11 protein-coding genes are annotated in these 17,844 nt (G+C 72.1%); 4 read left to right on the top strand and 7 right to left on the bottom strand.

Going from position 1 to position 17,844, the window contains the following annotated elements; genetic code table 11:
• Positions 1-18: 18 nt before the first annotated feature.
• On the top strand, positions 19-315 hold the full coding sequence (locus WG209_RS09485) for a hypothetical protein (RefSeq protein WP_337174785.1): 297 nt from the start codon (positions 19-21) through the stop codon (positions 313-315).
• A 615-nt stretch (positions 316-930) separates the two neighbouring features.
• On the opposite strand, the gene WG209_RS09480 is transcribed toward WG209_RS09485, so the two are convergent.
• Positions 931-5,832 (bottom strand): discoidin domain-containing protein, encoded by a 4,902-nt coding sequence (locus WG209_RS09480; protein ID WP_337174784.1) that lies wholly within the window; start codon positions 5,830-5,832, stop codon positions 931-933.
• Between the two features lie 247 nt (positions 5,833-6,079).
• Here WG209_RS09480 and WG209_RS09475 point away from each other — a divergent pair, with 247 nt between their 5' ends.
• Together WG209_RS09475 and WG209_RS09470 are read left to right on the top strand one after the other, a co-directional pair.
• A complete protein-coding gene (locus WG209_RS09475) occupies positions 6,080-7,816 on the top strand; it encodes an FAD-dependent monooxygenase (RefSeq protein WP_337174783.1) in 1,737 nt (578 codons plus the stop codon).
• 37 nt (positions 7,817-7,853) lie between these two features.
• Entirely contained in the window at positions 7,854-8,060 is a 207-nt protein-coding gene (locus WG209_RS09470; protein WP_337174782.1) for a hypothetical protein, read from the top strand.
• A gap of 219 nt (positions 8,061-8,279) precedes the next feature.
• On the opposite strand, the gene WG209_RS09465 is transcribed toward WG209_RS09470, so the two are convergent.
• Entirely contained in the window at positions 8,280-8,558 is a 279-nt protein-coding gene (locus tag WG209_RS09465) for a hypothetical protein (RefSeq protein WP_337174781.1), read from the bottom strand.
• A 963-nt stretch (positions 8,559-9,521) separates the two neighbouring features.
• Between WG209_RS09465 and WG209_RS09460 the strand changes: the two genes are divergently transcribed.
• Complete coding sequence (locus WG209_RS09460; RefSeq protein ID WP_337174806.1) at positions 9,522-9,989, top strand: FKBP-type peptidyl-prolyl cis-trans isomerase; 468 nt, start codon at positions 9,522-9,524, stop codon at positions 9,987-9,989.
• A gap of 58 nt (positions 9,990-10,047) precedes the next feature.
• Here the strand turns inward: WG209_RS09460 and WG209_RS09455 are convergent, their stop codons facing one another.
• The 5 genes from WG209_RS09455 to WG209_RS09435 are packed head-to-tail and all read right to left on the bottom strand — an operon-like array spanning position 10,048 to position 17,783.
• Entirely contained in the window at positions 10,048-10,779 is a 732-nt protein-coding gene (locus tag WG209_RS09455; protein ID WP_337174780.1) for a HAMP domain-containing sensor histidine kinase, read from the bottom strand.
• Positions 10,780-10,817: 38 nt separating this feature from the next.
• Positions 10,818-12,035 carry an NPCBM/NEW2 domain-containing protein gene (locus WG209_RS09450; protein WP_337174779.1) on the bottom strand — a complete coding sequence of 406 codons (1,218 nt, stop codon included), beginning with the start codon at positions 12,033-12,035 and terminating at the stop codon, positions 10,818-10,820.
• A 32-nt stretch (positions 12,036-12,067) separates the two neighbouring features.
• Entirely contained in the window at positions 12,068-13,198 is a 1,131-nt protein-coding gene (locus WG209_RS09445) for a prenyltransferase/squalene oxidase repeat-containing protein (protein ID WP_337174778.1), read from the bottom strand.
• A gap of 4 nt (positions 13,199-13,202) precedes the next feature.
• Positions 13,203-14,162 carry a hypothetical protein gene (locus WG209_RS09440; RefSeq protein ID WP_337174777.1) on the bottom strand — a complete coding sequence of 320 codons (960 nt, stop codon included), beginning with the start codon at positions 14,160-14,162 and terminating at the stop codon, positions 13,203-13,205.
• Positions 14,163-14,165: 3 nt separating this feature from the next.
• Complete coding sequence (locus WG209_RS09435) at positions 14,166-17,783, bottom strand: DUF4175 family protein (protein ID WP_337174776.1); 3,618 nt, start codon at positions 17,781-17,783, stop codon at positions 14,166-14,168.
• Positions 17,784-17,844 lie beyond the last annotated feature (61 nt).

Raw genomic sequence — 17,844 nt, 5'->3', positions numbered from 1 at the left:
ACAGGATTTCCCTCGGACATGGGCTCCGTGGTTTTCTCTCCCGATGGGGCGCGGCTGGCCGCCAATGAAGCATCGGTCGGGGTCGTGGCATGGGACGCCGCGAACGGCAACGGGCGGTCCGACTATCCTTACCCCGAGAGCGGCGAGCCGGGCTGGTCGTGCTATTCGCTCTCCTATGGCTGGGGCGTCGCTTACTCGCCTGACGGCATGTTCCTGGCCGCTGGTGGCGGCAACGGTGGCGAGGATGGTCTCGTCTCACTCTGGGACGTCGCCTCGGGGAGGGGGAGAATCTCGGACGTCATGAGGCTCCGGTGACCGCCGTTGCCTTCTCGCCCGGCGGCGACGTTTTGGCCTCGTCGGGCCTGGAAGGGGCCATTCGCCTCTGGGACCTCGTGACTCGGAGGGAGCGCGCGTGCCTACGCGGGCATGGCGGGCCCGTCCATGCGATCCGCTATTCCCCGGACGGCGGGACGTTGGTCTCCGCCAGCGGAGATCGCACGGTCAAAGTCTGGGACGCTGAAAGCGGCCGTGAGCTAGGGACGTTCTCCGATCATCGCGATCCAGTCTTGTGCGTGGCGCTCAGCCATGACGGCAAGCTCGCGGCTTCCGGCGACCGGAGCGGAGCGGTCTTGCTCTGGGACCCGTCCACGAGGCGGAGAATCGCCTTGCTTGCTCGTCATGGGGGAGGTGCCTCGTGCGTCGCCTTCTCGCCCGTTGCCGACGTGTTGGCCTCGGGAGGCAAGGATGGGGCGATTCGATTGTGGGACCTGTCCGAGTGGCGAGGCCTCCGGGCGGTTCCATGACGGCTTGCCCCTGGCCTCGCCCGGCCACGATTCCGCCCTGGGCACGGGTTGCGAGCGGGGCCGACGGTCCCGGCGGGTCGCGCGGCGCCAGTCCGCCGATATCGAGAGCCACGCCCGCGCCGCCGGCTCACCTCGCGTACACGTTGAAGCCGTACAGCGAGTAGTTCATCGTCGCGTTGTATTGGGACATATAGACTCGGACATGGCGGCCCCGGCCGCCGAGGCCGGGCAGTTCCACCACGCCCCCCGCCGTCGCCCCGGAGATCGACCGGAGGGTCGTCCAGACCTGGCCGTCGTCGCTAACCTGGATCGCGTAGGCCATGGCGAACGCGGCCTCCCAGGACAGCCGGACGCGGCCGATGTCCTGGATCGAGCCCAGGTCGACTGCCAGCCAGGCCTCCTGGCCTTCGCGCGTCCATTGGCCGCTCGACCAGCGCGTCGCGTCGTCGCCGTCCAGCGCCATCGCCGCCGAGTGGGCGGGCCCCTCCACGCTCGACGCCGTCGCGGGCCGGCCGCGGGCCAGGTCGACCTCCGGGACGACCACCTCGATGCCGCCGACCTTGGCCGGGGCGGAACCGGCGCGGCCCCGGAACTCGATCACGATCCGCCCGTGGGCGTCGGCCGTCGCGGCGACATCCCGGACAACCCCCCTGTACATCGCCCCCGCCGCCGCCAGGATGTCGAAGCCGTTCAGCGCCCTCGACCCGTTCACGTCCACGTCGAAGACGCGCCCGCCGACCTGACTCACGCTGTTCTCGGCGAAGTGCAGCCGGACCGTGTAACGGCCGCCGGGGGATAATCCCGGGATCGTGTAGGCGAAGTCGCCCACGCGCTCGCCCTGATAGACCGACTGGGGCGCGGGCGAGACGACGCCGGAAACGTCGATCTCGTGGGTCGTGCTCCCCGTCGATCCTCCCGAATAATAGGCGTCGGCCCCGAATGAGGACGACGCCGACCTTGCGCCCGTCGCGATCGCGACGAGCTGGGCGCTCTGGAACGCGAGATCCGCGATCTGGATGATCGGGTCGCCGTTGCTCGTGATGTCGTCGAGGCGGTAATAGCGATAGGCTGCGGTATTGGCAATGCGATAGACGCGCGTCGACGAGTTCGCCAGGTCGGCCGCGTCGGCGCGGGCGTCGAGAATGGTCCAGGTCACGCCGTCGTTGGAGCCCTTCAGCGTCCAGCTCCGGGGGGCGTGGCCGGGATATCGCGCGGCGTCGTTGGCGCTGGTGATCGCGTATTGCGTGACAACCTTGGGCATGCCGCCGGGCGTCGCGTATTGCAGCCAACTCGTCCCGGACGGGGCGAGCCATTTCGTCGTCGGGTCGCCGTCGAACGCCAGGGCCGGCCCCGAGTCGGCCTGGGCGTCGTCGGCCGGGGACTCGACCACGGCGGGCGAAGCCGGGGCCGCGTCGAACCGGACCTCGCCGATCTGGACGAGGGGATCGCCGACGCTGGTGATGGCCTCCAACCGGTAGTACCGGAAGGCCGCGGGGGCCGCGAGGCGGATCGTCAACGCGGCCGCGTTGACGGAGACCAGACGGCCGTCGGCCCGGGCGTCGAGCGTGGTCCAGGTCACGCCGTCATTCGACCCCTTCAGCGTCCAACTCCGGGCCACCCGCGACGGGTACCGCTCGGCGTCGACCGCGTTGACGACGGTGTAGCCCCGGACGACGATCGGCGCGCCGCCAGGCGCCCGGTACTGGAGCCAGCCCACGCCGGAGGTCCCGACCCACGAGGTCGATTCGTCGCCGTCGAAGGCCAGCGATGCTCCATTCGATGAGCCGTCCGTCGCCGACTCGGCCGGCGGTTCGCCGCCGCCGACGGTCGCGGGCATCGGCAGCCGGGCCAGGGCGTGGAACGCGGAGAGCAAGCACTCCGCCGTCGTGCCGTCGGAGTACGTCACCACGACGGTCAACGGCCCGACCGCCCCGTCGCGGAGCGGCTGGATGTCGAGATGGGCCCGGCCGCCGTCGCGCGACAGGGCCGCGGGCGCCTCGCCGACCGCGGGCGACGTGCTCCAGGCCCGGCCGTCGGCACCGATCGCCGTCACCTTGACGATCTCCTTCCTGGTGTCGAGGCCGTCGAGGGCCAGGCGGACGTCCTGGAACCCGTCGGGGCCGTTCGAGGAGCCGACGAGGTCCCGGCCGTCCTGCCCCAGCGACGCGGCGGTCAGGGCGGGGAGCGCGGCGAGCGTCAAGGATTGGTCGTCCACCGCCGCCCCGTTCAGGACGGCCGAGTAGACCCTCAGCCGCGCCGTGCCCTCGACGGCGAGGTTGTCGCGGACGTCCAGGACGATCTCGCCGGGCGTGAGCCAGGGATAGTTGGCGCGGGTGTACGCCGGCTCGCCGCGGCTTGGGTCCCCGCCGGAGCCGATCGTAACCGCCGGCCGGGACGGGTCGCTCCAGCGGAACGTGTTGTTCGTGAAGGCGCCCTGGAGGTACATCCGCCCCGCGCTCGCCTTGTTCGCGCCGCGGTCGTGCGCCACCTCCAGCGCGACGTACGAATCCACGAACGTATTGCCGTCGATCGCGAGCCCCAGGACCGGCAGTCGCGACCACCCCCAGGGCGCGGGGTGGCGGCCCTCGAAGGCCCCCTCGCTCGACCCCGCGCCGACCCGGAGCGCCTGGCCGCCGTGGAATGTGTTGCCCTCGATCCGCTGGCCCCAGTGGTTGCCGCTGATCACGATCGCCACGTTGTTCGGGATCATGCCCCGGAGGTCGATGGTGTTGTCCAGGTACGCCTGGTCGACGAACCCCCGGCCGATCGCGATCGCGTGGTCGCCGTCCGGCAAGGGGGCGTCCAGGAGATAGCGGTTGGGCCCGAGCGCCTGGGCGATCATCCGCCACTCGCCCGCGTGGGGCCCTTCGAGGATCGAGACCACGTCGCCCGTCCGCGCGGCCGGCCCGCGCAGGTGGGGCACCTGGAGGACGTAGCCGTCGGGCGACAGGGACGATGGGACGCCCTCGAACCGCGGCTGGTACGTCTCGGTCAGGATGACCTCCGGGTTGTTGTCCCACCCGGCCGGGACGTTCGCCGTCGGCGTGCCGATCCCGCCGCCGATCGTGTTCCCCGCGACCGTGTTGCCGATCCCCTGCCCGGTGTCGGAGCTGCCCATGACGAGGAAACGCTGGGCGATCCCGCGAGGATCCACCTGGCGAGCGTGGTTGTTCAGGATGGCCACGTCGAAGCTGCGACGCGCGGCGAGGAAGCTGGGGGTGATCGTGCCGGCGACCGCGCCGCGGTAGTCGTTCCCCTCCACCCGCCAGGGGGCCGCCCCGAGATAGATGAAGCCCCCCGTCAGGGCGTTGGCGGCGATGACGCCCGTGTCGCCGTCGTCGAAGTTCATGAGCGGGACGGCCATCTCCCAGGCGCCGGGCGCCGCGGCGGCCGGCGCCACGACGTCGAGGTTCGTGAACGTCAGGCCGACGTCGATCGTCCCCAACCCCGCCTGCACCACGTTCCGCGCGTGGGTGCTCCATTCGGCCGTGGTCCCGGTGAACCGGACGTCGAAGCCGTCGAGCGCGACGTGGCTCGACCGGACGTAGATGGCGCCGGTCTCGTTGTTCCAGGGCGAGCCGGGCGCGGCCGACAGGACGAAGTTCAGCACGGCCCCGGGCTCGGCCGTCAGGCGGACCGGGGCGTCGAGGACCAGGGGCCGGTCCAGGCTGTACGTCCCGGCGGATAGGTGGACCGAGGGGGCGTCGGTCGCGAGCGCCGCCAGGAGGCCGGCGGAGTCCACCACGCGCAGGGAAGGCGCGCCGACGCGGGGGTCGACGGCCAGGCGGCCGAGGTCGGCGGGGGCCCCGGCGAATCGGGCGACGGCCTCCGAGCCGTCGTCGAAGGTCAGGCGGAGGGTCAGCGTGGAGCCGGACTCGTCGCGGACCGGCGGGAAGCTCAGGACCCCGGTGGAGGGGGAATAAGACATCCGCGTCGGGTCGGCGAACCCGGTATGGGGCGCCGGGGCCCCGTCCTTCAGGTAGAGCCAGGCGCCGCCATGCTGGTTGGACAGGACGGCCGAGCGGACCGAGGCGAGCGAACGCGTCCCCGCCATCGCGGCGAGGCTCGCGGCGTCGATCGCGACGTGGGAGAGCCCGGGGAAGCCGGCGTCCTGGGGGAGGCTCCGGGCCGAGAACGCGGCGAGGTCGGGCTCCGCGACCGTGGGCATCGCGAGCGTCGGCACGGTCGCGGCGGCGAGCACCACGGTCGCGTCGGTTTTCCCGCTCCGGTTGGTGTAGGAGCGATGGTCCGGGTTCCAGTGGTCGTAGAGGACCTGGACCGTCAGCGGGATGCCCGCGAGGTCGACGTCGGACGAGAAGTAGACGTCGGCCGTGGTGCCCAGGGAGGCGTTGGCGCCGGGGCGGTCCAGCATCTCGGCGTTCCAGCGGCCGTCCGGGTTGACGCCCGTCTCCCACGCGCGGGGCGGGGACGTCGCGGCCGTGATCCGGACGCGCGCCGACGCGCCGGCGGAGAGGCCGGAGAGGGCCAGGTGGACGTCCTGGAAGCCGTCGGGCCCCACGGCGATCGTCGAGCCGGTCCAGTCTCGCCCGTCCTGCCCCAGGAAGGTCGCCTGGACGCCCGACCCCGGGACTCTTAGGTTGGGATCGACGGCCGAGTCCGAGCGGAGCGAGGCCTGCTCGGTCGTGCCGTCGGCGTACGTGACGCGGATGGCCTGGTAGAGCATGCCGGCGGGGTCGGCGAAGTAGGGTTCCAGGAAGAGGTCGGCGGCCGAGGGGACGGCGGGGTCGGGCAGGAACATGGCGTTCTTGCCCTGCGCGGGGGCCCAGGACCACGCCCCGCCCCCGTGGCGTTCGACCTCGACCCGAGACACGGCCTGGCCCGCCAGTCCGGTCAGCCGGAATCGGATATCCTGATAATCGTTGGGAGATTGCTGGACCAGCGTCCCCTCGGTGCCGACGTAATCCGAGCCGTCCTGCCCGATCCAAAGGGCCGACAGGGCGAGGAGGCGACGGCGCTCCAGGGCCGTCACCCCGGGGGCGAAGCGGCGGCGGCGCGAAGGCTTGGACATGAGGGTCGGGCCCCGGGTGAAGCGGTGCAAGGTGTTCGTGCGGGGCGTCCCTGCCGGGGATGGGGCGATTTCGGCCAGCTCCGTCCCCGACTTGAATCTAAATCATTAAGACCCGGGCGGGAACAAAGGGGCCGGCGCGCGGGCGACGCTGGCCGGGTGGGGCGTGGCATCTCGGCCCCAGGTGTGGCAGATTGGTGATGGGCCTCGGAGACGCGGGGCCGGGGCCGGGCGGCGGGGGTCAGGCGGGATGGCGGACTGGATCGATCGCGAGGTGGACGTACTGATCGCCGGCGCGGGACCGTCGGGGCTGAGCCTGGCGGTCGAGCTGCGTCGCCAGGGGACGGACTGCGCGCTGATCGAGGCGAAGGCCCGGCCGACGCCCGAGCGGGAGTCGCGCGCCCTGGCGATCCACGCGGCCACCATGGAGGCCTTCCAGCGGATGGGGATCGCCGGCCGGATGCGGGAGGAGGGCCGCGTCCTCCACGGCTTCGGGGCTTACCGGGGCGATAACCGCATCCTCGGCCTCCGACTCGCGCTCGCCCCCGACGAGACCCGCTTCCCGTTCATCCTGATCCTGCCGCAAGGGCGCACCGAGCAGCTCCTGCTGGACCGCCTGAACGAGCTGGACGGCGACGTCGAATGGGGGACGCGGCTCGAGTCGTTCAAGACCGACATGGACGGCGTGACCGCCGAGCTGAAGGACGACGAGGGCCGGACGAGCTACGTCCGGGCGAAGTGGCTGATCGGCTGCGACGGCACCCGGAGCGTCGTGCGCCAGGGCGTGGGGCTGGAGTTCCGGGGGCGGGAGTACCCCGAGCGGTTCCTGCTGGCCGACGCCGAGGTCTCCTGGGGCCTGCCGGCCGACGAGGCGTCGATCCTGCTGACGCCCGAGGGGGCGCTCGTCGCGGTGCCGCTGCCCGACGAGGGCCGCTGGCGGCTGATCGACGCGACCGGCCGCTCCGACGCCGCGACGCCCGAGGCGGTCCTGGCCAGGCTGCAACGCCTGGCCGGGCCGATCTCCGGCATGGGGGGGAAGGTCGGCGAGGCGGCCTGGACCTCGTCGTTCGTGATCCATCGCCGGGTGGTCGACCGCTATCGCGCCGGTCGCGTCCTCGTGGCGGGCGACGCGGCGCACCTGCACAGCCCGGCCGGCGGGCAAGGGCTGAACGTCGGCGTGCAGGACGTCGTGAACCTGGCCTGGAAGCTGGCGATGGTCGTCCGGGGCGAGGCCGTCGAGTCGCTCCTGGACTCCTACGACGCCGAGCGCAGGCCGGTGGCCGCCCGCGTGCTCTGGTCCACCGACCGGATCATGCGGCTGATCGCCCCGCGCAACCCCATGGCCCGCGTCGCCCGCGACGCGGTGGTCGCCGGCCTGGGGAGGATCGACGTCGTGAGCCGGCGGATCGCTCGCGAGCTGGCCGGCCTCTCGGTGTCCTACCGCCGGAGCCCGATCGTGGACGAGGCCCGGCCGGGCTGGCTCTACGCGACGAGCGTGGAGGGGGCGACCGGGTTCAACGCCAACGAGTCGTTCCGTCGCGGCCCCAAGCCGGGCGAACGCCTGCCCGACGTCATCCTCGCCCAGTCCGACCCGGCCACCGGCCTCCCGCTGCGGCTGTCCGACGTCGTCCACGGCGAGCCCGCCCTCTCGGACGGCTCCCAGGGGCCCAGGCACGTCCTGCTGGTCTTCCAGGGGATCCGGCCCGAATCCGGCGCCTTCCGGGTGGACTTCCTGACGCAGGATTTCGTCCCCCCCCACCTCGCCGGGCGGATCCGGCCCATCCTCGTCGAGCCCAGGGTGCCGGTCGAGAAGTCCCCCGCATGGCGCGGCGAACGGCTCTCCGACCCGACCAACTCCCTGCACCGCCGATTCGGCGCGGAGGGTGCATGCCTCTTCCTCGTCAGGCCCGACGGCTACATCGGCTTCCGCGCCCGGCCGCTCGACCCCCTGCCCTTCCGCGAATACACCAAGCGCATCTTCAGTTAAGCTCGATACGCGAGCGTCACCTTCCCGGAGACGAGCCATGTCTGGCATCGGTCGGTTCAAGCTCAGCGACGCCATCGGCAAGGACGCCGGCGGTTCGAAGGCGGCCAAGGATGGGGCCAAGGGGAAGAAGGGTGCCAAGGCCACGCCCCCCGGGACCTCGGCCCGAGGCCAGGTCGGCGAGGCCGGCCGCGGCAATCCGCCGGCGGGCCACCTGAAGATCGGCGGGGGCGGCCGGGGCGCCTGACACTCCTCGTCACCCTTCCGCGATTAGGATGGAGTCGGGGGCGGCGCCGCGCGGGGCGTCGGTTTCCCGCCGCGATATTCGCGGCCGAGTCCGGTGGGGGGCGGTCGGGTCATCGACCCGCCGCCCTCGTCCCATTACGTCCCGGCGGACGCCGCCGCCCGCCTCCTTGTCTTGTCGAACCCTTGGACGCCGCGAGGGCCGTCGCGGTTCCCTCCCGATTCAAAGAACGGCCTCGACCCTCAGCCGCAGCGAACGGAGGAAGGGGCGCAGCCCCCACAATCCCAGGCGCTCGGCCTGTTCCTCCAGCGCGACGATCTCGAACAGCAGCCCGCGCAGGGCGCGGGGGTCCCGGGGGGTCCGTCTGATGGCTTCATGGGCCCCGAGGGTCGTCCGCCGCAGGGACTCGGCGATTCGCGCCGGCGACGTGGCCGCGGCGGGACGCTTCGAGGTGCCGGCGCTAGTCCGCGCCCAGCGTTTCGTGGGGACCGGGGTCGGCATGGGGTCTTCCTCGTGAAGGGAAACAGGGCGACGCTCTCGGCCAGGCTCGTCCGTCGGGATCAGTCGTGGCGAGGCACCCTCGGGCGACGCCGAGCATGCCTCGAGGCACGGCCACGCCGTCGCGACCCCGACGCCCAGGCCGCCCGCCTCGCGAATGCAGCCTAGGTCACGATGCCCGCCCCGTCCGTCCGAGGCCGGATCGTCATTCCCGGTTGGACGCCGCCCGTCACTCCGATGTTCACCGGAATATTCGCCGCGCCCCCGGGGATCTTCGACGAATCCTCCGGGAACCGATCGCGTCGCTTCACATCTCTCCATGATCGTGCCCCGGACATCCGTGCCACGGAATCGCGCGATCCTCGCGGCCTCATCGCCTCGTTCGTCGCGGGGGGGCGACGGGGGCCCGGTGTGGTGCGTGTTGCAAGTTGTTTCGGGCCAATGATTACCGGGGATGACCTCCCGTCGGGGGGTGGCCTCGTTCGCGCGTTCTCGTCGAGGAATTCGCGCATCCTCGCGGGGTGCCGGGATGCCCCAAGGGGGGGAGGCGACACCGCGACGACCCTCGCGGGCCGCGGCGTCGACGCGATGGCGATTCGTCCGATCCTGATCCGTCGGCGGCGTCATACCCACGTCCTCCCCTTTCGCGTCGATCGACCAGCCACCGCGTCATCGAGCCGGCCAGGATGGAGCGCGTCATCGATCACGCTTGGCGATTCAAGGCTTGGGTGCTTCCCGGACCCTCCAGGATCAAGCCAGGCACCCGAGCCATCGAATCACCGAGATACTGTTCGCGTGGACAGGTTATCGGCGAGGCCCCGCGAGGACAAGATAAATCTGTACAGATTTCGCGCGAGGTGGTTTTCTCGGTCTGGGCGATGTGGTAGGGTCGCGAGGGTTCGCGGCCCCGCTCGTGACGGGGCGCGAGGAGGATGGATCGAGGAAGGAGCGTGTGGCTTGAAGACCATGGATCGTGGGGCGCGGGCGTGGCTTTGCGCGTCGCTGGCCGGGCTGGCCGCGCTGGGCTTCTCGTCGGGCTCGGCGTGGGGGCAGGATAGCGGCAAGAAGGCCGAGGAGAAGCCGATGACGAAGACGGAGAGCGGGCTCGAGTATCGCGACACCAAGGAGGGGGACGGGGCCAGCCCGAAGCGGGGGCAGACCTGCCGGATGCACTACACCGGCTGGCTCTGGGAGAACGGCAAGAAGGGGAAGAAGTTCGACAGCTCGGTCGATCGCGGCGAGCCGTTCGAGTTCACCCTTGGGGTCGGCCAGGTCATCAAGGGTTGGGACGAGGGCGTGGCGAGCATGAAGGTCGGGGGCAAGCGCGAGCTGCTCATCCCCCCCTCGCTCGGCTACGGCGCCCGGAACGTGGGCGGCGTGATCCCCGCCAACTCCACGCTGATGTTCGAGGTCGAGTTGCTCGGCGTCGACTGATCGCGCGCCGACGCCTCGCGCGCGGACGCCCCACTCGCGAGGGGAGGCGTCCGCGCGGTCAGGCCCCGGCGGGGGGCTCCGACGGAGGACGGGTCAGGCGGACGAGGGTCCCCTGGCCCGGGGGGGCGTCGATGGAGAACGCGCCGCGGTGGCGGCGCCAGAGGCTGCGAGCCAGCGGCAGGCCCAGGCCCTGATGGCCCGGCCGGGTCGTGAAGAAGGGCTCCAGGGCCAGCTCCATGACCTCGGGGGACATGCCGGGGCCGTCGTCGCGGACGTCCAGCTCCAGCCAGCCCTGCGAATCGAGCCGCGTGGAGACCGTGACGGTCCCGCCCTGGCGGCCGGCGGCCAGCGCCTCGAAGGCGTTGTCGATCAGGCAATCCAGCATGATCCCGAGCCGATCGGGATCGCCGATGAAGCTGGAGCGGGCGCCCAGGTCGGCGACGAGTTCGACCCCGTTCGGGGCGTCCACGCGCCTGGCCTCGACGCGGGCGGCGATCAGGGCGTCGAGATCCACGGTAGTCGCGTCGGGGGCCACGCCGTTGCGGCAGTATTCCGCGAATCGGCGGGCCAGCGTCGCCCCTTCCAGCGCGGCCCTGATGATGGCGTCGGCCTTGTGGACGATCTCATCCTGGCTGAGCCGCCTCGCCTTGAGCATCTCTCCCTGGCTGACCACGGCGGTGATCCTGTTGATGACGCTATGCATCACGGACGACGCGACGTGCCCCAGCAGGGGGGCCTGGCCCTCGTCCGGCGGGGCGGCGGTCGAGCGGTCGTTGGGGAACGGTGCCATGGCGGAGTGGGTCCGGCGGGGGCTGGGGGGGCGGCCCATCACGGGCGACGGATGACGCGGGCCTCGGCCCAGTCGGCCAGGTCGCGGACGTCGCCGCGCTCGCCGAACTCGGTGGCCAGGATCAGGAGCTTGGCGCCGGCGAGATCGACGTCGATCTCCGCGGGGGCGTCGCGAGCGGTCATGGGAGGGGTCGCGAACCGTTCCTGGCCGTCGGTCAGGACGCGGAAGACGACGTTGCCCAGGGAGCCAGCCCGCTCGTCGACCCCCACGGTCGCCTGGAACCGCAGGTCGCCCGGCTGGAGCTTGAACGCCAGCAGGGTCCGGCTCGATGTCCCGAACCCGCGCTCGGGGCGGCGGCCGCCCAGCGACATGGGGCGGGAGTCCACGGCGGCGTCGATCTGGTAGGGCCGGACGACGTCGAAATAAGGCGTGTAACTCTTGGCGTCCACGGGACGTTCCGATAGGTAGGCGACGGCCGCCGTGCGGGGGATGATCGACGCGACGTCCTCGATCGGCGCGTCGACCGGCGCGCCGAGTCGCGAGACGCCGGAAATCCTCCCCTGTTCGAGCTTAACGTCGGTCAGCCCCAGACGCGAGCCGTCGGCCAGGCCGAGTTCCAAATAGGGGCCGTCTGGTCGGGGATAGGAGACCAGCGCGGGGTCGAAGCCGATGGCCGTCACCCCTTCGCGCGGCAGATCCCGGGGAGCGCCGTCGACCTGGAGGCGGATGACCCGGGCGTCCATCTTCTCGAAGGTGCCGACGACTCGGTCTCCGTTGGCGAGCCAGGCGATTTCGCCGGCGTGGGCTTCCGTGCGGATCCGGCGGACGATCGCGTCGAACGCCTCGGGGTCGGTCGGCGGGGCGAGCACCAGGCCGAGCGCCGCGTCGAGCGGGATGGACGCCTTGCCGATCGCCGCCGACTGCACCTCGACGGCCGCGTCCGTCGCCGCGCCGATGGTCGCCCGGGCGATCCGGTCGCCGTCGGCCAGGATCACCATCGCGCCGTCGGCCGCGAAGGGCTCGACTTGCCGGCAGAGACGGACGAGTTCCGTCGTCGCGAACGTCTTCGTCTCGCCGGCCTCAGGGGCGGCCTCGATCCGCTCGACCCCCAGCGCGGCGAGCCGGCCCGGGGACGCCGGGCCGGCGGTCGTCAGGATCTCGAAGGCGGGCCCGACGGCCGGGGCTTCCCCCCGCGAGGCCGGCGCGGAGGCCGCCGTCAACGCGAGGCAGAGGCCGATGATGTTACGTCCACGCATGTCGTTTCGGTCCCCGGTCGCGGCTGGAGCGCTCAACGCTGGAAGATCGGCAGGAAGTTGTTGGGCATCTGGAGGATGATGAGCGCCATCGCCGTCCCGTACTCGTTGCAGATGTTGTCGTTCCAGTATCCGGCGGCCGACTGTCGGCTCACCAACTCGTCGCGGATCGCCGGGAACCACTCGTCCCAATCGGCCCCGCCGCGGATCCACATCGCCTGGGCGGCGTAGTAGTGGCCGTAGAAGTAGTGGCTGTAGCGGCTCCCCAGCTTGATCTCGCGCATGAACTGCTTGAGGTAGGCGATCCCCTCGGCCACTTCCTTGTCGTCGTAGATCCCGGCGCTCTGGAGGGCCACCACCCCGGCGGCCGACCTCGGGAACGCGCTGGCCCCGTTCTGGAGCATGTAGCGGAAGCCGCCGTCGGGGTTCTGTGCCTGTTTAACGTATCTTATGCAGGCGTCAACCGTCTCTCTAGGAATAAATAAGCCGGCGTTCCTTGCGGCCCGCAGGGCGTTGATCTCGCAGATGGTGACGGAGAGGTCGGCGTCGTTGCGGACGGGCTGGTATCGCCAGCCTCCCTCGTGGTTCTGGGTGTCGATGATGAGGCGGACGGCCTTCTGGAGCTTCTCGCGGAGTTCCGGCCGGCGGGTCATGCCGTAGGCCTCGGCCAGGAACAACGCCCCGAAGCCGTGCGAGTACATCGGGCCGTGCGTGGAGGCGGCCGCGACGGCGATGAAGCCGGCGGGGGAGGTGTTGGCCATGACGTAGGCCAGGGCCTTGTCGACGTGCGCGCCGTAGGGGCCGCGACCCGGCGAGGAGCCGCCGGCCATGAACGCGAGCCCGGCGAGGCTGGTGACGGCGATGTTCCCCCGGTACGTCCCGCTGCCGAACGAGCCGTCGGGCTGCTGCGACTTCGCCAGCCACGCCAGGCCGGTCTGGATGGCGCGATCGGCCTCCGGCGTGACCATGACGCGCATGTCCTGGGGGAGGTCGCCCCGGACCGCCTCGCCGAACGCCCCGACCGACTTCGGCTTCTCGGGCCTGGACGCGTCGTCCCCGGGGGCCTGGCCCTGGGGAGCCTCGGCTTTCGGGGCTTCCTGGGCGGTCGCGGCCGGGGCAAGGCATGCGGCGACGAGGGCGATGGCGAGGGCCATTCGGCGGTTCATCGGCTCATTCTCCTCGGTTGAGCTTGCCGCGCGAGACGGACAGGTAGTAGCGCCGGATGAGGTCCTCGCTCATGGGGAGCGATTCCTCCTTGGCGACGTTCTCCATCTCCTGGCGCAGTTCCGGGGGGAGGTGGCCCCACTCGTCCTTGCCGCCGGCGAGCGCGCGACGGTCGGTGGGCCGCTGGGGTCGCTGATTGGGCGCCCCGTCGGGGTTGTTGCCCGCCTGCTGGCCTTCCTGCTCGCCGGGCTGGCCCCCTTGCTGGCGGGTCACCTGCTGCATCCGGCGGTTCTGCTGCTGCTGCTCCTGGCGGATCCGCTCGATGAGCGTCTCCAGCCGCTTGACGAGCTGCTGCTGGCGGCCGCGGGTCTCGTCGCCGGTGTCCGGCTCGCCCAGGCGTTTCTCGATCTCGCGCATCTCCTTGACGATCTCGCCCATCGGGCCGGAGCCCTGGCCGTCGCCGTCGTCCTGATCCTTCTTCTTGCGGCGGCGGCCGGCCAGCTCCTCCAGCTCCTCGTCGATGGCCTTGTCGTCCCGATCGAGGCCGGGGCCCTGGTCGCGCGCGTCGGCCGGCTCGCCCTTCGGCGGCTGGTCCTCCCCCTCGTCGCCGGGCTGGCCGGGGGGCTGGCGCTCCTTCTTGGTCTCCGGCTCGTCCTCGGTCTCGCCGAGGGACTGGAGCAGGTCGTCCAGCTCCTTGTCCTTGCCCGACAGCTCATCGGGCTTGGGCGCGGGCTTCTTGGGCTCCTCGGCCTTCCGCGGCTCCTCGGGCGTAGGCCGGTCCTCGGCCTTCTTGGGCTTTTCGGCGCCGGCTTCGGGCCCGTCCGCCTCGCCGATCTCCTTGATGAGGGCGTCGAGGGCGGCGTCGGACCCGTCCTGCGCGAGGGCGACGGGCGGGATGCCCGCGGCGAGGGCGAGGGCGACGAGGCCGACGCCCGTGGCGGCGAATTTACTCATGTGCTGGCGCATGGGTCACTCCTCGGCGTCGTCGCGGCGGGGTCGGGACATGTCGCGGACGATGTCGGCCAGGGCGCCCTGGTCCTCGGCGAGTCGGTCGGCCTCGGCGAGCTGCTTCGGGGACGGCTCCTTGCCGCGACGCTTCAGCTCGTCGAACGTCTCGGTGCGGTCGTTGATCTCTTCCTGAAGGGCCTTGATCATCTTGACCTGGGCCGTGGCGGGGATGCCGTCGCCGCCCCCGCCTCCACCCCCGCCGCCGCCACCGCCGCCCCCTCCTCCGCCCCCCCCGCCCTTGCCGTCGTCGCGCTTGAGGGCGTCGAGGAGCTGGGCGAAGCGGCGCGAGGCCGAGCGCGCGGGGTCGATGGCGTCGTCGTCGGTCTTGAGCTCGGCGAGCCCGGCGGCCGCGGCGTCCATCTCCTCGGAGGCTCGGCGCAGCGTCAGGGCGAAGACCGGGGCGCCGTCCAGCCGCTTAACGAGTTCGCCCGTCTCGTCCTTCAGGCCTTCCTGGAGCTGGCCGAGGGCTCGGACCCCGGCGCGCTGGCCGCGGGTGAGCTCGGCCACGGCGCGGAGCTTCTCGAAGCCCTCGGCGTCGGTCACGAGCTTCGATTGGCGTTCGGCGAGCGACCTGAGCTGGTCCCCCATCCGCGCGAGCTGCTCGTCGGCCAGCTTCTCCTCGGCGTCGCGGCGCGCCTGCTCCAGCTCGTCCTGGGCGTCGTTGAGGTCGGCGAGGGCTTCTTCCTCCTCGGCGCCGGCCTGTTCGGCGTCGTCGGCGTCCATCTGCTCCTGGGCCTTGGCCATGCGCGAGGCGGCCTTGGAGCCGGCCTTGCCGGCGGCCTCGGCGTTGAGCTTGGCGAGCTTCTGGAGCTGCCGCTTCAGCTCCTCCTGGATCTGCTCCTGCTCCTTGGCGAGCTTCCGCAGCTCCTCCTTGCGCTTCTGGGCGTCGGGGATGTCCTTGGCCTGGCGGGTCGCCTTCAGGTTCCTGGCCTGGCGGCCTCGAAGCTCGCGGAGGTCGGATTCGGCCTTCTTCAGCTCCTTGACCAGCCGCGACAGCTCGCGTTCGCGGCGGTTCTGGACCATGTCGACCAGCTCCTGGAGGTCGCGCTTGGCGGACTCCTGGCCGGCGCGGGCCTGGCCCATGCGGTTCTGCTCGACGCCCCGCGCGGCCTCCTCCATCTTGGCGGCAGTCTGGGCGTCGCGGCTGCCCTGGGCGGCCTCGCGCAGGGCGGCCGCGGCGAGGGGATCGGGCTGGTCGAGCCGGGCGGCCATCTCGTCCATCTTCTGCTGGAGGTCCTGGAGTCCCTTCGCCAACTCCTGCTGCCGCGCGGCCTGGTTGGCGAGGTCCCCCTTCTGCTCGGGGGACAGCTCGTCGCCCCCCTTGCCGGCGAGGTCGGGCCGGGCGGCGGCGTCGGCGGCCTGCTTGATGGCCTCGTCCTGCTTCTTCAGCAGGTCGCGCGCGTCCTTGACGACCCCCTGGTAGGTCTCGAACTCGCCGAGGTCGTCGAGCATCCGCTGCAACTCGTCGGCGATCGCCCGCTGGTTCTCGCCGGCTTGCGCCAGGGCCTCCTTCGCGGCCTCGTTCCCCTTGGGCTGCTCGCCGGGCCGGGACTTGGCCTCGGCCTCGGCCTGGTCCTGGCCGGCGGCGTCGAGATCCTTGCCGGCGCGGGAGAGGGCCTGCTCGGCGGCGCCGAGATTCTTGTCGCGTAGTTGCTGGATCTGGCCGACCATGCGCTCCAGTTGCTCGCGGGCGGGTTCGTCGTCCAGCTTGAAATTCTTGAGGTCGTCGAGGAGGTTGCGGAGGTTCTTCTCCAGGCCCTCCTCGCGGTCGTTGAGGCGGTTGGAGACCTGGCGTTGGACGAGCCCGGCGTTGTCCAGCTCGTCGCGCTGGGGGCGGGTGAGGGCGTCGGCCTGCTCCAGGGCGCGCTCGGCGTCGGCCACCGGGGCGGCGGCCTGCTTCTGCATGGCGAGCGCGCGGGCGACCTCCTCGCGGAGGGCGCGGCGGGCCTCGTCGAACTGCCGCTCGGCCTCCTCCTTGGCGACGACGCGGAGGCGCAGCTCGCGGCTCTTGCCGAGGTTCGGGCCGGCGACGGCGTCGAAGTCGCGGGCGTCGGCGTGGAACGCGACGATGGAACCGGGGGCGAGGTTGAGCGGGCCGAGGTCCCACCGGTGCGTCACCGATTGGTGCTTGACCATCGCCAGCGCGGACCGCGCGGGGGTCCCGGCCGAGCCCGGCGCGACGGCCGCCGCGTCGGCCTCGGGCGCCGACCAGAGGGGGAGGACGACGCCGTCGTGGGGCTCGGACTCGCCGGCGGCGACCTGGAAGAGCATGCGGATCGAGTGGATGCCGTAGTCGTCGTCGGCGTCGATCGTCACGGGGACGACGGCGTCGGGGGGGACGTCGCGGTCGGCCTTCGGGTCGGCGATGGAGACGCGGGGGGCCTCGTCCTTGACCACGCGGACGTCGTAGCGGACGGCCTCGCGGGCGGCGAAGCCCTCGGAGTCGGCCAGGGCGAACCAGAACGCGAGGTCGTCGCCCGGCGTGAACGAGGCGCGGAAGCCGGCGGCGGTGGCGTCGAGCGTCGCGGGGGCCGGGTCGGGGGCGTCGGTGCGGTGGAGGGTCGCCGCGGAGAGGGGCTTGTCGGCCGCGGCCTCGATCTCCAGGCGGGTCCCCGCCAGCACCTTGAACGAGGTCAGCCCGGAGGCGAGCACCTGGGCCGGCAGGCCGGTGTACGCGGGGGGGACGAGGCGGACGTCGGCCCGGACGAGCGCCGGGGGCGTCACGACCCGCACGGCGACGTCGCGGATCGAGGTGGAGTCGTCGCCGCCGGCCACGCTAAAGGTGAAGGGCCGCTCGACGGCCTCGATCCGGCCGCGGAACTCGCCCCCTTCCACGGTCGAGAGCGTCTCGGAGACGACCTCGCCGTCGTCGAAGCGGTAGACGACCCGGGCCGTCGACGGGACGCGCGAGCCCTCGGCGGCCCGGACGACCAGGCTGAAGGCGTCGCCGCGGGCGAGCTTCAGGGTGGTCGATCCCGCGTCGAGGACCAGGCGGGTGAGCTGGGGCCAGCGCTCGGACCCGAAGGGGTTGAACAGCCGACGCGCCGCGATGCCGGCCGAGGCCGGGTCGACCACGACGGCGGAGCCCGCCAGCAGCAGCGCCGCCGTCGCCAGCGACGCCGCGCGGGTGATCGGCCGGCGGTCGACGGCCTCGCGGAAGTCGAGCTTCTCGACCTCCCGCATCGCCCGATCGATGGTGGCGCGGCGCAGGGCCGGGGAGCCGGACGTCGTGTCGTCCTCCTTCATCCGGAGGAACTGGACGGTGCTGGCGAGGCGGTCTTCCAGGCCGGGCCAGCGCTCCTCGATGCGCATGGCGACGTCGAGGTCGTCGAACGGCGTGAGCGCGGGCCGGACGACGCGCCGCCAGGCGATCCAGGCCGCGACGGCGGCGATCGTCGCCAGCAGGGCCGCGCGCACGACCGGATCGAGGTGGAAAGCCCAGTCGGCCAGCCCGGCGGCGAGGACCAGCGGGGCCGTCGCCGCCAGCACGAGGCTCGCCCCGTGCGCCAGCAGCAGCCGCCGCGCCTGCCCTCGCAGCGCGGCCAGACGCGACTCCAGTTTCGTGCGCGGCCGGCTCATGGAGAACCTCCCGGATTCGCGACGGCGCCGGGCCGTCCCGGCGTTTCGAACAGGGGACGTG

The organism is Paludisphaera sp., assembly GCF_037189885.1.
In the GTDB taxonomy this organism is placed as follows: domain Bacteria; phylum Planctomycetota; class Planctomycetia; order Isosphaerales; family Isosphaeraceae; genus Paludisphaera.
The sequence above is the reverse complement of the archived record's forward strand: the minus strand, read 5'-3'. Positions and strand labels throughout refer to the sequence as shown.

Bases quoted from the DNA above. Each gene is read 5' to 3' on its own strand.
- WG209_RS09450 (WP_337174779.1), bottom strand. From the start codon at position 12,035: ATGCGTGGACGTAACATCATCGGCCTCTGCCTCGCGTTGACGGCGGCC.
- WG209_RS09435 (WP_337174776.1), bottom strand. From the start codon at position 17,783: ATGAGCCGGCCGCGCACGAAACTGGAGTCGCGTCTGGCCGCGCTGCGA.
- WG209_RS09460 (WP_337174806.1), top strand. From the start codon at position 9,522: ATGGATCGTGGGGCGCGGGCGTGGCTTTGCGCGTCGCTGGCCGGGCTG.
- WG209_RS09480 (WP_337174784.1), bottom strand. From the start codon at position 5,832: ATGTCCAAGCCTTCGCGCCGCCGCCGCTTCGCCCCCGGGGTGACGGCC.
- WG209_RS09485 (WP_337174785.1), top strand. From the start codon at position 19: ATGGGCTCCGTGGTTTTCTCTCCCGATGGGGCGCGGCTGGCCGCCAAT.
- WG209_RS09440 (WP_337174777.1), bottom strand. From the start codon at position 14,162: ATGCGCCAGCACATGAGTAAATTCGCCGCCACGGGCGTCGGCCTCGTC.
- WG209_RS09470 (WP_337174782.1), top strand. From the start codon at position 7,854: ATGTCTGGCATCGGTCGGTTCAAGCTCAGCGACGCCATCGGCAAGGAC.
- WG209_RS09455 (WP_337174780.1), bottom strand. From the start codon at position 10,779: ATGGCACCGTTCCCCAACGACCGCTCGACCGCCGCCCCGCCGGACGAG.
- WG209_RS09475 (WP_337174783.1), top strand. From the start codon at position 6,080: ATGGCGGACTGGATCGATCGCGAGGTGGACGTACTGATCGCCGGCGCG.
- WG209_RS09445 (WP_337174778.1), bottom strand. From the start codon at position 13,198: ATGAACCGCCGAATGGCCCTCGCCATCGCCCTCGTCGCCGCATGCCTT.
- WG209_RS09465 (WP_337174781.1), bottom strand. From the start codon at position 8,558: ATGCCGACCCCGGTCCCCACGAAACGCTGGGCGCGGACTAGCGCCGGC.